Source organism: Nocardioides terrae, from assembly GCF_900112345.1.
Classification (GTDB): Bacteria; Actinomycetota; Actinomycetes; order Propionibacteriales; family Nocardioidaceae; genus Nocardioides; species Nocardioides terrae.
The window spans coordinates 196833-210339 of the sequence record NZ_FOLB01000001.1 but is presented as its reverse complement, the minus strand read 5'-3'; the positions used below and the strand labels follow the sequence as shown (position 1 = coordinate 210339).

18 protein-coding genes are annotated in these 13507 nt (G+C 72.1%); 8 read left to right on the top strand and 10 right to left on the bottom strand.

What is annotated here, in order from left to right; all coding sequences use genetic code 11:
* Window positions 1–58: 58 nt before the first annotated feature.
* Window positions 59–493, bottom strand: coding sequence for a CBS domain-containing protein (locus tag BM236_RS01010; RefSeq protein ID WP_091119187.1), 435 nt, complete (start codon window positions 491–493; stop codon window positions 59–61).
* Between the two features lie 51 nt (window positions 494–544).
* Window positions 545–1402 (bottom strand): histidinol-phosphatase, encoded by an 858-nt coding sequence (hisN, locus tag BM236_RS01005; RefSeq protein ID WP_091119185.1) that lies wholly within the window; start codon window positions 1400–1402, stop codon window positions 545–547.
* Window positions 1403–1473: 71 nt separating this feature from the next.
* Here hisN and BM236_RS19285 point away from each other — a divergent pair, with 71 nt between their 5' ends.
* Window positions 1474–2571 (top strand): calcium-binding protein, encoded by a 1098-nt coding sequence (locus BM236_RS19285; protein WP_091119183.1) that lies wholly within the window; start codon window positions 1474–1476, stop codon window positions 2569–2571.
* A 51-nt stretch (window positions 2572–2622) separates the two neighbouring features.
* Here BM236_RS19285 and rsgA read toward each other — a convergent pair whose 3' ends face one another.
* Genes rsgA through BM236_RS00985 form a run of 3 tightly spaced genes read right to left on the bottom strand, consistent with a single transcriptional unit; the run spans window position 2623 to window position 5501 of the window.
* Entirely contained in the window at window positions 2623–3636 is a 1014-nt protein-coding gene (rsgA, locus tag BM236_RS00995; RefSeq protein WP_091119181.1) for a ribosome small subunit-dependent GTPase A, read from the bottom strand.
* A gap of 16 nt (window positions 3637–3652) precedes the next feature.
* Window positions 3653–4945 (bottom strand): 3-phosphoshikimate 1-carboxyvinyltransferase, encoded by a 1293-nt coding sequence (aroA, locus tag BM236_RS00990; RefSeq protein WP_091119179.1) that lies wholly within the window; start codon window positions 4943–4945, stop codon window positions 3653–3655.
* A 34-nt stretch (window positions 4946–4979) separates the two neighbouring features.
* Window positions 4980–5501 carry a DoxX family membrane protein gene (locus BM236_RS00985; protein WP_091119177.1) on the bottom strand — a complete coding sequence of 174 codons (522 nt, stop codon included), beginning with the start codon at window positions 5499–5501 and terminating at the stop codon, window positions 4980–4982.
* Window positions 5502–5559: 58 nt separating this feature from the next.
* On the opposite strand from BM236_RS00985, the gene BM236_RS00980 reads away from it, so the two are divergent.
* The 5 genes from BM236_RS00980 to BM236_RS19590 all read left to right on the top strand — a co-directional run bounded on the left by BM236_RS00980 (window position 5560) and on the right by BM236_RS19590 (window position 8223).
* Window positions 5560–6327, top strand: a complete 768-nt coding sequence (locus BM236_RS00980; protein ID WP_091119175.1) for an SOS response-associated peptidase — start codon at window positions 5560–5562, stop codon at window positions 6325–6327.
* Window positions 6324–6965, top strand: a complete 642-nt coding sequence (locus BM236_RS00975) for an alpha/beta hydrolase family protein (protein ID WP_091119173.1) — start codon at window positions 6324–6326, stop codon at window positions 6963–6965. Before BM236_RS00980 ends, BM236_RS00975 begins: the two co-directional genes overlap by 4 nt.
* A gap of 51 nt (window positions 6966–7016) precedes the next feature.
* Window positions 7017–7745, top strand: a complete 729-nt coding sequence (locus tag BM236_RS00970) for a sigma-70 family RNA polymerase sigma factor (RefSeq protein WP_091119170.1) — start codon at window positions 7017–7019, stop codon at window positions 7743–7745.
* Window positions 7742–8032: a mycothiol system anti-sigma-R factor gene (gene rsrA / locus BM236_RS00965; protein WP_091119168.1), complete on the top strand. Its 291-nt coding sequence runs from the start codon at window positions 7742–7744 to the stop codon at window positions 8030–8032. The genes BM236_RS00970 and rsrA overlap by 4 nt, the downstream gene beginning before the upstream one ends.
* A gap of 116 nt (window positions 8033–8148) precedes the next feature.
* Window positions 8149–8223: a 50S ribosomal protein bL37 gene (locus BM236_RS19590; RefSeq protein ID WP_370249596.1), complete on the top strand. Its 75-nt coding sequence runs from the start codon at window positions 8149–8151 to the stop codon at window positions 8221–8223.
* An 82-nt stretch (window positions 8224–8305) separates the two neighbouring features.
* Here BM236_RS19590 and BM236_RS19475 read toward each other — a convergent pair whose 3' ends face one another.
* Entirely contained in the window at window positions 8306–9256 is a 951-nt protein-coding gene (locus BM236_RS19475) for a DUF2785 domain-containing protein (protein WP_281247607.1), read from the bottom strand.
* Between the two features lie 68 nt (window positions 9257–9324).
* On the opposite strand from BM236_RS19475, the gene BM236_RS00955 reads away from it, so the two are divergent.
* Window positions 9325–10800 carry a sensor histidine kinase gene (locus BM236_RS00955; RefSeq protein ID WP_091119166.1) on the top strand — a complete coding sequence of 492 codons (1476 nt, stop codon included), beginning with the start codon at window positions 9325–9327 and terminating at the stop codon, window positions 10798–10800.
* 6 nt (window positions 10801–10806) lie between these two features.
* On the opposite strand, the gene BM236_RS00950 is transcribed toward BM236_RS00955, so the two are convergent.
* The gene (locus BM236_RS00950; RefSeq protein WP_091119163.1) at window positions 10807–11061 is read right to left on the bottom strand and encodes a WhiB family transcriptional regulator; all 255 of its coding nucleotides are present in this window, start codon (window positions 11059–11061) and stop codon (window positions 10807–10809) included.
* Between the two features lie 228 nt (window positions 11062–11289).
* Here BM236_RS00950 and BM236_RS00945 point away from each other — a divergent pair, with 228 nt between their 5' ends.
* A complete protein-coding gene (locus BM236_RS00945) occupies window positions 11290–11682 on the top strand; it encodes a hypothetical protein (protein WP_139229987.1) in 393 nt (130 codons plus the stop codon).
* 4 nt (window positions 11683–11686) lie between these two features.
* Here BM236_RS00945 and BM236_RS00940 read toward each other — a convergent pair whose 3' ends face one another.
* The 3 genes from BM236_RS00940 to sodN form a co-directional block, all read right to left on the bottom strand.
* Complete coding sequence (locus BM236_RS00940; protein ID WP_091119159.1) at window positions 11687–12502, bottom strand: RNA polymerase sigma factor SigF; 816 nt, start codon at window positions 12500–12502, stop codon at window positions 11687–11689.
* Window position 12503: 1 nt separating this feature from the next.
* On the bottom strand, window positions 12504–12929 hold the full coding sequence (locus tag BM236_RS00935; protein WP_091119157.1) for an ATP-binding protein: 426 nt from the start codon (window positions 12927–12929) through the stop codon (window positions 12504–12506).
* 144 nt (window positions 12930–13073) lie between these two features.
* The gene (gene sodN, locus BM236_RS00930; protein ID WP_091119155.1) at window positions 13074–13475 is read right to left on the bottom strand and encodes a superoxide dismutase, Ni; all 402 of its coding nucleotides are present in this window, start codon (window positions 13473–13475) and stop codon (window positions 13074–13076) included.
* Between the last annotated feature and the right edge of the window lie 32 nt (window positions 13476–13507).

The following is a 13507-nucleotide window of genomic DNA, read 5'->3' as shown; positions in this document are numbered from 1 at the left end:
AGGTGCGCGCGACGTGTGGAGGTTCCGTGCAGATCGACTCGGCCCGAACTGGAGCGGGTCAGTGCTGGTGGACGTAGCCCTCGAGCTGGTCGCGCTCGAAGGTGAGCTGGTCGATGCGGTGCTTGACCAGGTCGCCGATGCTGACGATGCCGACCAGGCGGTCGTCGTCGACCACGGGCAGGTGCCGGAAGCGTCGCTCGGTCATCACGCCGAGGATCTGCTCGATGTCGTCGGCGGAGGTGCAGACGGTGACGTCGCTCGTCATGATCGCGCCGACGGTGTTCTCGACCGCGACGGCGGGGCCGTCGGAGTGCAGCCGACGGACGATGTCGCGCTCGCTGACGATGCCCGTGATGGCGTCATCGGTGCAGACCACGCAGGCACCGATGTTGTGCTCGGCGAGGATGCCGAGCAGCTGGCGGATGGTGGTGTCGGGCGTCACCGTCACGACAGCACCGCTCGGCTTGCGGGCGAGTACGTCGCTGATGTGCATGCCTCGACCGTAGACCTGCGCCGACGGGCCGACAACCGCCCGCGCCGCTCGCTAGCGACCGTGCAGGGGCGTGACGCTGCCGGGGCCGGACGACGGCCAGTCAGGGTCGTCGTCACCGTCGGGCAGCGAGCCGAGGAAGGACAGGGCCGCCTCGTGCAGGTGGGAGTTGGTCGCGACCGCGTTGCCACCCCACGGGCCGGGAGCGCCGTCGAGGGACGTGAACGTGCCGCCCGCCTCGGTGACGATCGGCACCAGCGCCGCCATGTCGTAGAGCGCCAGCTCGGGCTCGGCGGCGATGTCGACCGCTCCCTCGGCCAGGAGCATGTAGGACCAGAAGTCACCGTAGGCGCGGGTGCGCCACACTCGGCGCATGAGGGCGAGCGTCTCCTGCAGCCGGCCGCGGTCCTCCCAGCCGGAGAGGTCGGAGTAGGCGAAGGACGCGTCCTCGAGGCGGCGTACGTCGGACACGGTGTTGCGTGTCGCCTTCATCAGCGACTTCCCGGTCCACGAGCCCTGCCCCTCGGCCGCCCACCAGCGCCGGCCCAGCTGCGGTGCCGAGACCACCGACATGACGACCTCGTCGTCGACCGCGAGGGCGATGAGGGTCGCCCACACGGGGACGCCCCTGACGTAGTTCTTGGTGCCGTCGATCGGGTCGATGATCCACCGGCGGTTGGACGAGCCCGTCGAGCCGGTCTCCTCGCCCGTGATCGCGTCACGGGACCGGGTGCGCGACAGCGTCCGGCGGATCGCCTCCTCGACGGCCTGGTCGGCGTCGCTGACCGGCGTGAGGTCCGGCTTGGTCATCACGTGCAGGTCGAGGGCCTTGAACCTGTCCGAGCTGATCGAGTCGGCGTCGTCGGCCAGCAGGTGCGCGAGGCGCAGGTCGTCGGTGTAGTCGCTGGGCACGGGGGTCAGCGTAGTGCCGCGCCCGACCGCAGGTGGGTGGACGGGCGGGCGACGCCGTGTTCGGATGGGGGATGCGCTCTCGGAACTCGTGGCGGCGGACCCGGACGGGTGCGGTCGCCGGTGCCTCGTTGCTCCTGGCGGTCGCCGTGGCCGCTCCCGCGTCGGCGGTGGTGACCGTCACCGTGCGCGACGACGGTCTCGGCAAGCTCGTGGTCGTCCGCGGGGATGCTGCCGACGACCGGGTGGTCGTGGCGTGCGTCGCGCGCTCGCTGGTCGTCGACGGCACCGCGCATGCGCGGTGCCAGGACCTCGACCGGGTCACCGTCGACGGAGGCGGCGGCAGCAACGCCGTCGACCTGTCCGGGCTCACCGGTCCGCGTTGGCTGGACGGCAACATCGAGGTCTCGAACGCCTCGGTCGTCAGCGGGTCGGCGCTCTCGGAGACGGTCCGGCTCGCCACGCCGGACGGCGCCGCGTCGGGCGGACCCGGCGATGACGGCATCTTCGGCGGTGGCAGCGTCGCCGGCGGTCCCGGCAGCGACGTCCTGTGGGGCGGCCGCATCCTCGACGGTGGACCGGGGCTGGACCAGCTGATGCCCGACCCGACCACCGGCGTGTCCGCGCGGGGTGGGCAGATCCAGATCGCCGAGTCGGTACGCCGCGAGGGCCGGGTCTGGCAGGACGGCACCATCCCGGCCTACGTCCGCGACCGGGTGCTGAGCCGGGTCCGTCTGCGCCCCTCCCTGGCCACTCTCGTGGGGCCCGCCGGACTCCGCCACGTCATCCGGCTCGCCGCGATCCGCGGCTGGACCGTCAGCTTCCAGACCGGTCGGACGGCCCGTGCCCGGCGCATCGACGCGCGCGGGATGCGCGGTCCGGGGATCGGGTTCGGCGGCGCGGGACGCGACGAGATCCTCGGTGGCGCCGGCCGCGATGTCCTGGCGGGGTTCGCCGCCTACGACGTCGACGACCGCGGCATCTCCCAGCGCAGCGGCCGGGACGTGCTTCGCGGCGGTCGCGGCGACGACACCCTGCGGGGCGGGCGGGGCGCCGACCGCCTGGTGGGCGGCCGCGGCCGCGACCTGCTCGACTGCGGTGGCGGTCACGACGTCGCCATCGCCGACCACCGCGACCTGGTCCGGGGCTGCGAGGTCGTCCACTACCGCTGACGACCGGTCAGTGGCCGGTCAGTGGCCGGTCGGTGGCCGGTCGGTGGCCGGTCAGTAGAGCGGTTCGGACCGGGCGGCCAGCAGCCGCCGGAACGACTCGACCCGGTCGGGGTCGGCCTGGCCCTCCGCGACCGCGACGTCGAGACCGCACTCCGGCTCGTCGACGCCGTGGGTGCAGCCGCGCGGACAGTCCTCCGTCATCTCGTCGAGGTCCGGGAAGGCCTCGATGAGGTGCTCGGGCTCGACGTGGGCCAGCCCGAACGACCGGATGCCCGGCGTGTCGATGATCCAGCCGCTCGCCCGCGGCAGCTCGAGCATCAGCGCCGAGGTGGAGGTGTGCCGGCCGCGCCCGGTGACGGCGTTGACGTGGCCCACCTCTCGGCGGGCGTCGGGCACGAGCGCATTGACGAGGGTCGACTTCCCGACGCCCGAGTGCCCGAGCAGCACGCTGGCCCTGCCCTCGAGGCGGTCGCGGAGCTCGTCCAGCCCGTCGATACCGGTGTCGCCCCCGCGCTGGGTGACCACCCACGGGACCCCGAGGGCGCGGTAGGTCGACAGCAGCGTCTCCGGATCGGCCAGGTCGGCCTTGGTGAGGCAGAGCAGCGGCGTCATGCGCGCGTCGTACGCCGCCACGAGGGCGCGGTCGATGAGCCCGTGCCGTGGTTCCGGGTCGGCCAGCGCGATGACGACGACGAGCTGGGAGGCGTTGGCGACGATCACCCGCTCCACCGGGTCGTCGTCGTCCGCCGTGCGGCGCAGCACGGTGCTGCGCGGCCTGACCTCGACGATCCGGGCGAGAGCGCCCTCGATGCCGGAGACGTCGCCCACGACCCGCACGTGGTCGCCGACGACGACCCCTTTGCGGCCCAGCGGACGCGCCTTGACCGCCCAGATCTCCCGGCCGTCGACGATCAGCGTGAAGCGCCCGCGGTCGACCGTGACGACGACGCCGTCGACCGCCTCGTCGTAGGTCGGCCGGTCCTTGGTCCGCGGCCGGGTTCGCCGCCGCGGCCTGTCGTAGTGCTCGACGTCGTGGTCGGAGTAGCGGTTCGTGTTGCGGACCATGGGGGCTTCGGTCGACTCAGAACAGCGAGGCCCAGAAGGGCGCGAAGTCGGTGAAGGTCTTGGACGTGGTGGCGACGTTCTCGACGAGGACCGGGTCGTCGTCACTGCCGACCGCGGCCGCGACCACGACCCCCGCGTGCGCCATGCGGTGGTCGGCGTAGGTGTGGAAGGTGCCGCCGTGCAGCGTGGCCGGCCTCAGCGTCAGTCCGTCGGCGTGCTCGGTGACGTCGGCGCCGAGGTCGCCGAGCTCGGTCGCGAGCGCCGCCAGCCGGTCGGTCTCGTGACCGCGGATGTGGCCGATGCCGCGCAGGTGGCTGGGGGTCGTGGCGAGCGCGCAGAGGGCGGCGACCACCGGGGTCAGCTCGCCGACGTCGTGCAGGTCGGCCTCGATGCCGAGCAGCTCTCCGGTGCCCGTCACCGTCAGGCCCTCGTCGCTCAGGGCGACCCGGCAGCCCATCTGCTCGAGCAGGCCGCGCAGCGCGTCGCCGGCCTGCGTGGTCCGCAGCGGCCAGTCGCGGACGGTGACGCTGCCGCCGCTGACGGCGGCCAGGCCCAGGAACGGCGCGGCGTTGGAGAGGTCCGGCTCGATGGTGTGGTCGACCGCCTTGATCGGCCCGGGCGCGACCACCCAGCGGTCCGGCTCGCCGCGGTCGTTCAGCGCCGTGTCGACCACGACGCCGTGCGCCCGCAGGATCTCGACCGTCATGTCGATGTGGGGGAGCGACGGGACCGGCTCGCCCGCGTGCCGGACGTCGATGCCCGCGTCGTAGCGCGCGCCCGCCAGCAGCAGCGCGGAGACGAACTGGGAGGACCCCGACGCGTCCACGGTGACCATGCCGCCGGGCACCGCGCCGCTGCCGCGCAGGCTGAAGGGCAGGGCGTCGCCCTCGACGTCGACGCCGAGGGCCCGGAGCGCGGCGAGGATCTCGCCGATCGGCCGCTGCCGCATGTGGGCGTCACCGTCGAACGAGACCAGCCCGGTGCCGAGGGCGGCGACCGGGGGCACGAACCGCATCACGGTGCCGGCGAGGCCCACGTCGACGGTCGCGTCGCCGGCGAGCCTCGCCGGCGTGACTGTCCAGTCCTCGCCGCTGGTGTCGATACCGGCGCCGAGCGCGGAGAGCGCCCCGGCCATCAGCAGGCTGTCGCGCGAGCGCAGCGCCCGGCGTACGACGGAGGGGCCGTCGGCGATGGCGGCGAGGACGAGAGCCCGGTTGGTCAGAGACTTGCTGCCGGGGAGCGTGACGACGGCGTCGACCGGTCCGCGTGCGCGCGGTGCGGGCCAGGGATCGTCGAGCGGTGCCGTCACGCCGGCAAGGCTATCGGTCGCACGGCGTGCCGACTCAGTGCAGGTGCGCCTTGGCCTTGATCACTCGGGCCTCCTGGCGGGCGGTCCGACGTGCGTCCTTGGCGGCGTGCCTGGCGCGCCAGGCGACGCCCGGCCGACCGTTCGTGTCACCAGCCGCGATCAGGAGGCCGCCGAGCAGCGAGACGTTCTTGAAGAACTGCGTGCGCTGGGCGCTCTTCGCGGCGGGATCGGTCTCCTCCCAGAAGGGATGGCCGGCGATCGTCGTCGGCAGGAGGGTGAGGGCGAGCAGCGCCGACGACGCGCGTGGCGCCTTCCCCGTCGCGAGCCCGACCGCGCCGAGGATCTGGGCGGCGGCGTTGATCTTGACCCAGGTCGCGGGCTCGGTGGGCACAGGTACGCCGGCGCGACGACCGGCCTTCTCGGCGAGCGGCAGCAGCCGCTCGGTCACCTTCTTGGCCTTCGCCGACGTGCTGTCCATGTGCTTGATCGCATGCAGCGGTCCGGCCACGAACGACGCGGCGAGAAGGGGGCGGGCCAGGAGTCTGCTGACGGTCATGGCTTCTCCATACCCTGATCCGTCCGTGACCACACTCCGTCCCCCTAAGGTGGTTCCCGTGTGTGGTCGCTATGCGTCGAGCCGCGATGCCGGGGAGCTCGCCGAGGAGTTCGACGTCGCCGAGCTGCACATCGACGAGCCTCGCCCGGCCGACTGGAACGTCGCGCCCACCAAGGAGGTCTACGCCGTCCTCGAGCGTCCGGCCAAGGACGACCGTCCTCAGCAGCGCCAGCTCAGGACCCTGCGCTGGGGCCTGGTGCCGTCGTGGGCCAAGGACCGCTCGATCGGCAACCGGATGATCAACGCCCGGATGGAGTCGGTGGCGGAGAAGCCGGCCTACCGCAAGGCGTTCGCCTCCCGGCGCTGCCTGCTGCCCGCCGACGGCTACTACGAGTGGTACGCCACCGAGCAGCGGACCAAGGCGGGCAAGGCCGTGAAGCAGCCCTTCTTCATCCGTCCGCGCGACGGTGGCGTCCTGGCGATGGCGGGGCTCTACGAGATCTGGCGCGACCCCACCAAGCCGGACGACGACCCGCACCCGTTCCTCTGGTCGTGCACCGTGATCACCACCGACGCGCCCGACGACCTCGGCCGCATCCACGACCGGATGCCGCTGATGGTCGAGCGCGGGCGGTGGGCCGAGTGGCTCGACCCCACCGCGTCGGGCTCGCTCGACCTCCTCGTCCCGGCAGCGCCCGGCCGGCTGGAGGCCTACCCCGTCTCCACCCGGGTCAACAGCGTCGACAACAACGGCTCCGACCTGGTCGAGCCCCTGCCCGTCGAGGGCCCCGAGGCAGCGGTCTCCGACGAGCAGGGGAGCAGATGAGCAGGATGCGGATCGAGACGCCGTACGGCGAGGGGCTGCTCGTGACCCGTCGGGCCCGCAGCCCGCTCGCGACCGTCCTGCTCAGCCACGGGGCCGGCAACGGGATCGACACGCCCGACCTGCTGGCCCTCGACCGTGCCCTGCCGCCGCAGGGCATCACGGTGGTCCGCTTCGAGCAGCCGTGGCGGGTGGCCGGGCGCCGGATCGCCACGCCGCCCGCGACGCTCGACGCCGCGCTGACCCACGCGGCGAACTGGATGCGGGTGCGCACGCCCCTGGTCGTCGGCGGCCGCTCGGCGGGCGCCCGCTCCGCGGCCCGCACCGCCCGGTCGCTCGGCGCGGCCGGCTGCCTGGCCATCGCCTTCCCGCTGCACCCGCCCGGCCGGCCGGAGAGCTCACGCGTCGAGGAGCTGCGCGGCGCACGCGTCCCGACGCTGGTCGTGCAGGGCGAGAAGGACACGTTCGGACGGCCCGACGAGTTCCCGGACCTGCCCGGCGTCGACCTGGCCGTCGTCCCGGGCGCGGACCACTCGATGAAGGTCGGCAAGCGCGGTCCGGTCAGCCAGGAGGACGCCCTCGCGGTGCTCGTCGAGTCCGCCCTCGAGTGGTTGGTGCGCGACGTGGTCGGCGCGCGCTGACCGGTGCCGGCGGCCGGGAATGGCCGGCGCCGTCGCCGCGTTGCGAAGAGCATGACCGTCCTGCTCGAGCGCCCCGATGCCGCACCTGTGCTGTCCGGCGTGCGCGTAGGCTGGGCGGCGATGAGTGAGTCAGACTTCCACGACCTCGTTGACCTCGACGCGACACCGGCTCCGGTCGATGTCGCCACCGAGACCGACGCCGAGCGTGCGACGCGGTTCGAGCGCGATGCCCTGCCCTTCCTCGACCAGCTCTACTCGGCGGCCATGCGGATGACCCGCAACCCGGCCGACGCGGAGGACCTGGTCCAGGAGACGTTCGCCAAGGCGTACTCCTCCTTCCACCAGTTCCGGCCGGGCACGAACCTCAAGGCGTGGCTCTACCGGATCCTGACCAACACCTTCATCAACACCTACCGCAAGAAGCAGCGCCAGCCGCAGCAGTCGATGTCCGAGGACGTCGAGGACTGGCAGCTCGCGCGGGCCGAGTCCCACAGCTCGACGGGCCTGCGGTCGGCGGAGACCGAGGCGCTCTCGCACCTGCCCGACAGCCAGGTGAAGGAGGCCCTCCAGCGACTCCCCGAGGAGTTCCGCCTGGCCGTCTACCTCGCCGACGTCGAGGGGTTCGCCTACAAGGAGATCGCGGAGATCATGGAGACGCCGATCGGCACCGTGATGTCGCGGCTGCACCGCGGCCGCCGCCAGCTGCGCGACCTTCTCTCCGACTACGTGCGTGACAACGACCTTCTGCCCGTGGGCACGGCGAGCGAGGACAAGAAATGAACGACCGGCACGACCCCACCGCCGCCGAGTGTGCGGACTTCCTCGAACAGATCGTGTTCTTCATCGACAACGAGCTGGCCGAGGCCGACTGTAGCGCCGTCCGGGAGCACCTCGACAGCTGCAACCCCTGCCTGGAGAAGTACGACCTCCAGCGCACCATCAAGTCGGTCGTGGCCCGCTCGTGCAGCGAGGTCGCCCCGCACGAGCTGCGCGACAAGGTGATGCTGCGGCTGCAGCAGGTGCGGGTCGAGGTCACCACGACCACGACCACGGTTCGCGAAGGCTGACCGACCGGCCTGATTTCGCGGCAGCGGGGGCGGTTTGAGAGACTGTCCCTCGGCCCGTGTCGCGGGCAGGAACCCGCACGGCACCCCGCTACGGGCACAGGATTCAGGAGGACACCATGGGCAAGACCGGCCGCAAGCGCCGCGCGCGTCGCAAGAAGGGCGCGAACCACGGCAAGCGCCCCAACAGCTGAGCACCGCTCACTGACGTCGGAAGGCCTCGCACCGGATCACCGGTGCGGGGCCTTCTGCTGTGTGACGGCGGACTGGGACCCGTCAGGCGGACAGGTCGGGGTTCGTCCGCTGCAGGGCGTCGATGACGACCAGGAGCAGGTCGGCCCGGACCTCCGGCTGACGACGGCCGAGGGCGAGCCGCAGGTGCAGCGAGCGCAGGAAGGACTGCGCGTTCGACGCGGTCGTGACGGCTGCGGCGTCGTCGCCGTCGTCGCTGCGTCGATCGGGTGCCGAGGCCGCAGCGGCGATCCGCTCCACCCACGGCTCGAGCACGCCGAGCGGCAGTGCGTTGCGTCGCAGCACCGCCAGCGTCGCCGCCGCGAGGCGGTCGGGCTCGTCGAGGCCGAAGGCTACCGCGCTGGGCGCGAGCACCCGGTCGGCGACGACGTCGAGCACGACCGTCAGCTCCGGCCGGCTCACGTGCGGGGAGGCGGCCAGGACGGCGAGCGCGTCGGCGCCGCGCGCGATCGTGCGCGCCGATCCGCGTCCGGGGACGAACCCGCGCAGGTCGTGCTCCCGCAGCAGCCAGGTCGCGAGCCGGTCGCCCCACTCGAGGACCTTGCCGCCCGGCACAAGAGGACGCTCGTTGTCCCGCTCGATGCACGCCGTGAGTACGACGGCCGAGGACGTCCGTCGGAAGACGGTGTCGTCGCCGGTGTCACCGCCGGGGCCATCACCCGGGCCATCACCCGGACCATCACCCGGACCATCACCGGGGCCGCCGCCTGCGCGGCGCTTGGCGCTGTTCCTCCCGGACAGGCCGACGCCCAGCCCGGTCGCCATGCCGTCTCCCAGGCCGGCCAGCAGGTCGTCGTACACCCCGCGCTCGATCCAGGCGACGAGCGTGGGCACAGCGATCGCCTCGCGGATCTCAGGATCGGGGTCGCCCAGCATCCGGGTGAGCTCGGCGGTCAGGTCGTCGAGCGGTCGGTCCGAGGGCACGGCGAGCCCGGTTGCGTGCACGCTCTCCCAGTACGACCCCGACATCGCCATGCACCCATCCTGACAGACCCCGCCGGTCGCCCACACATCGCGTAGAAGCCGTGGCTACGCTTGCCGCCGTGCCGACCCTGAACGAGCTGGTGCTCAGCCACACCGACCTCGACGGGGCCGATGTCGACTGGCTCCAGCTGCTCATGGCCGACTGGCAGATCGTCGCCGATCTGTCCTTCGCCGACCTCGTCCTGTGGCTGCCCGACCGGGACGGGCAGGGGTTCTGGGCTGGTGGTCAGATGCGGCCGACGACCGGTCCCACGGCCTACGTCGACGACGTGCTCGGCACCTTCGTCCCGGTCGGTCGCCGACCGCTGCTGGACACCTCATACACCAAGGGCCGGCTGGTGCGCGAGGGCGATCCGGAGTGGCGCGACAACGTGCCCGTCCGGGTCGAGGTCATCCCCGTGCGGCGGGCGGGCCGGGTGATCGCGGTCGTTGCGCGCAACACCAACCTCCTCGGCGTACGCACGCCGTCGCGGCTGGAGCTGACCTACCTGCAGACCGCCTCCGACCTCACCCAGATGATCGCCAACGGCTACTTCCCGTCCTCGGGTCAGCGCAGCGACCACGCCGACACCCCACGCGTCGGCGACGGTGCGGTGCGCGTCGACGCCGACGGGAAGGTCGAGTACGCCAGCCCCAACGCACTCTCGGCCTTCCGCCGGCTCGGCCTCTCCGGGGACCTGGCCGGCCTGTCCCTGGCGCAGGTCACGCGCGAGCTGGTCCCTCCGCGCAGCCGGCCCGACGAGGAGACCCTGAGCGCGGTCCTCGGCGGCCGCGCGCACCGCGACACCGAGATCGGCACGGACCTGGTCGTCCTCATCGCACGGGCGATCCCGCTGCGGCCCAAGGGTGACCACATCGGGGCGCTGGTGCTGGTCCGCGACGTCACCGACCTGCGCCGCCGCGACCGGGAGCTGGTCACCAAGGACGCCACCATCCGCGAGATCCACCACCGGGTGAAGAACAACCTGCAGACGGTCGCCGCGCTGCTGCGGCTCCAGGCGCGGAGGATCGACTCGGCGGAGGCCAAGTCAGCGCTCGAGGAGGCGGTACGCCGGGTCGGGTCGATCGCCATCGTCCACGAGACGCTGAGCCAGGCGGGCGAGGAGGTCGTCGACTTCGACGAGATCGCCGACCGGATCGGCGGCGCGCTCGGCGAGGTGGGCGCCATCGGCGCGGCCGTCCGCGTCCGTCGCCAGGGCAGCTTCGGCGGCCTGGACGCCGAGGTGGCCACCCCGCTGGCGATGGCCCTGACCGAGCTGCTCCAGAACGCGGTCGAGCACGGCTACCCCGAAGGCGCATCGGCCGACGTCGCCCGGATCGTCATGGCGGTCAGGCGCACCGACGCAGCACTCACCGTCACGGTCGAGGACGACGGTCACGGCCTGCCCGACGGGTTCGACCTGGCCACCTCGACGAACCTGGGGCTCTCGATCGTGGGCACGCTGGTGGAGTCCGAGCTCGGCGGCAGCCTGCGCCTCGAGAACCGTCCTTCGGGGACGGGCGCGCGTGCCGAGATCAGGGTGCCGTTGCGGTGACCGGCCTCAGACGTTGGTGCGGACGCGGGCTCGGGCGTTGCGCCGTTTGAGGGCGCGTCGCTCGTCCTCGCTCAGGCCTCCCCACACGCCGTGATCCTGACCGGCCTCGAGCGCCCACTGCAGGCACTGCTCACGAACGTCGCAGCGGCGGCAGACTGCCTTGGCCTCCTCGATCTGAAGGATGGCCGGGCCGGTGTTCCCGATGGGGAAGAACAGCTCCGGGTCCTCGTCGAGGCACGCCGAACGGTGGCGCCAATCCATGGCTGGCGGATCCCTCTTTCCATAAGCGTTTGGGGCTGCGGTGCCGGTTCAACGGCTGCCGCACGGCTCGGGGCGTGATGTGTGAACGCCTTCACGAGCGCACCGGACTAGTTTTCCGACTATTGGCACGTTAAACAAGGGGCAGCGGTGGTGTGTTTCATCACCGCCCGCCCACCTTCCGGCCGACGGCCTGCCCGGGGTGCGCCGGCCGCCTCGTAGGCTGCCCCGGTGACCCGTAGTCCCCTCGGCCATACCTCGCGGCCCCTGCCTCTCACGATCGCCGTCGTGCTGGTGGGGCTGGAGGCCCTGGTGCTGACCGTCGTCGCCCTGCTCGACCTCGCCGACCTCAGCGGCGACCAGCTCACGATGGGGACGACCGCAGCGGTCTTCCTGCTGCTGTACGCCGCGGCGCTCGCGCTGTGCGGCTACGGACTGCTGCGTCTGGTCTCCTGGGCGCGCAGCCCCGTCGTGCTGACCCAGCTGATCCAGCTCGGCCTCGCGTGGGACTCCCGCCACAACCCCACGGTCGCCGTACCGCTGGCGCTGGTGGCCGTTGCGGTGCTCGCCGCGATCCTCTCGCCCGCCAGCCTCGCCGCGCTCGAGCCGCAGGACGAGGACTGACCGGCTAGACGTTCCGGTTGTCGTCCAGACCGGCGCGAAGCTGCGCGAGGGTGCGGGTGAGCAGCCGCGAGACGTGCATCTGCGAGACGCCGATCTCCTCGGCGATCTGCGACTGGGTCATGTTGCCGAAGTAGCGCAGCAGCAGGATCCGCTTCTCGCGGTGGCCGAGCTGCTCGAGCAGGGGCCGGATCGACTCGCGCAGGTCGATGTGGGCGAGGTTCGCGTCGTCGACGCCCAGGGACTCGAGCATGCTCGCGGCGCCGTCCTCGGATTCCTCGCCGGCGTCCAAGGACAGGGTCGCGTAGGCGTTCCCCGACTCCAGGCCCTCGACGATCTCCTCGACGCTGCACTCCATCTTCGCGGCCAGCTCGGGAGCGGTCGGCGAGCGGCCGAGCGACTGGGTCAGCTCCGCGCTCGTGGTCGCGATCTGCATCCGGATCTCCTGCAACCGGCGCGGGACGCGGATGGCCCAGCCCTTGTCGCGGAAGTGGCGCTTGATCTCGCCCAGGATGGTCGGCGTCGCATAGGTCGAGAACTCGACGCCCCGGTCGGCGTCGAACCGGTCGATGGCCTTGAGCAGGCCGATCGCACCCACCTGCAGCAGGTCGTCGAGGGGCTCGCCCCGGTTGCGGAACCGGCGGGCGCAGTGCTCGACGAGCGGCTGGTGCAGGCTGACCAGGTCGGCGCGGGCGCGCTCGCGGGCGGAGGCGGACGTGCGCCCGCCGGTCAGGACGACGAAGAGCTCGGCGCTGCGGCGCTTGACCTCGTCGTACCCCCCGGAGCCTTCCGGCTGCTCTCCTCGCGTCGACGCCTCGACCATCTCAGCCGTCGACCCCGGCGCGGGGGTCGACGTCGCCGCCGGACACGTCGATCGACGAGGCGGTCCGCAGGGTGACCTGGAAGATGCCCTCCTCGGTCGTCGCCGTCGCCTCCTCCGCGAGGGTGGTGAGGACGGTCCACGCGAAGCTGTCGCGCTCGGGCACCACGCTCCCCGCCGTCGTCGAGACGGCGATGGTCAGCTCGCGCGGCGCCAGCCAGTAGCGGATGGTCAGGTCGGCGCCCGGCTCGGCCGCCTCCAGCACCAGCGCGGCGGCCTCCCCGACGGCCATCCGCACGTCCTCGAGGTCGTCGAGGGTGAAGTCGAGGCGAGCGGCGAGCCCGGCGGTGGCCGTCCGCAGCACCGAGATGAACGCGCTGTCGGTGGGAAGGCGCAGCTCCACGTCGGACGTCGTGTCACGCGTGATCAAAACCGTGTCCTCCTGCAGCAGACGGGGCCGGTCGAGGTTCTACCCCGACCCGGCCCCGTCAAACGCTCGTGCGTGCTCAGGCCTTCTTCCTTCAGCTCCTGGCTGGCGCCGCGAGCTGGCTCAGACGAAGAATGCCTTCGTTCCTCAGGCCTTCTTCGTCTCCCAGAAGATCTCCGCGATCTCGTCGATCTTGGCGAGGAGCTGGTCGGCCTTCTCGGCGTCGAAGGTCGCCTTGGTGCCGGTGCCGCTGGCGAGCTTGCAGGCCTCGTTGATCAGCGTGTGCAGCTGCGGGTACTTCTCGAAGTGCGGGGCCTTGAAGTAGTCGGTCCACAGCACCGTGAGGTGGTGCTTGACGATCTGCGAGCGCTCCTCCTTGATGAGGATGGCGCGGGTGCGGAAGTCGGGGTCGTCGTTGTCCGCGACCTTGCCGATGATGGCCTTGATCGACTCCGCCTCGTAGCGCGCCTGCGCGGGGTCGTAGACGCCGCAGGGAAGGTCGCAGTGGGCGGAAACCTCGATGGTGGGGGCGAACAGTCGCGCGAACATGCGGGTCCTCTCGTCGGGGAAGGGAAGCGGTC

Excerpts from the sequence above, each read along its gene's own strand:
- BM236_RS00940 (WP_091119159.1), bottom strand. The coding sequence starts at position 12,502 with ATGGTCGAGGCGTCGACGCGAGGAGAGCAGCCGGAAGGCTCCGGGGGG.
- rsgA (WP_091119181.1), bottom strand. The coding sequence starts at position 3,636 with ATGGTCCGCAACACGAACCGCTACTCCGACCACGACGTCGAGCACTAC.
- sodN (WP_091119155.1), bottom strand. The coding sequence starts at position 13,475 with ATGTTCGCGCGACTGTTCGCCCCCACCATCGAGGTTTCCGCCCACTGC.
- BM236_RS00970 (WP_091119170.1), top strand. The coding sequence starts at position 7,017 with ATGACCGTCCTGCTCGAGCGCCCCGATGCCGCACCTGTGCTGTCCGGC.
- BM236_RS00985 (WP_091119177.1), bottom strand. The coding sequence starts at position 5,501 with ATGACCGTCAGCAGACTCCTGGCCCGCCCCCTTCTCGCCGCGTCGTTC.
- BM236_RS19285 (WP_091119183.1), top strand. The coding sequence starts at position 1,474 with ATGCGCTCTCGGAACTCGTGGCGGCGGACCCGGACGGGTGCGGTCGCC.
- BM236_RS00950 (WP_091119163.1), bottom strand. The coding sequence starts at position 11,061 with ATGGATTGGCGCCACCGTTCGGCGTGCCTCGACGAGGACCCGGAGCTG.
- BM236_RS01010 (WP_091119187.1), bottom strand. The coding sequence starts at position 493 with ATGCACATCAGCGACGTACTCGCCCGCAAGCCGAGCGGTGCTGTCGTG.
- BM236_RS19475 (WP_281247607.1), bottom strand. The coding sequence starts at position 9,256 with ATGGCGATGTCGGGGTCGTACTGGGAGAGCGTGCACGCAACCGGGCTC.
- rsrA (WP_091119168.1), top strand. The coding sequence starts at position 7,742 with ATGAACGACCGGCACGACCCCACCGCCGCCGAGTGTGCGGACTTCCTC.
- BM236_RS00975 (WP_091119173.1), top strand. The coding sequence starts at position 6,324 with ATGAGCAGGATGCGGATCGAGACGCCGTACGGCGAGGGGCTGCTCGTG.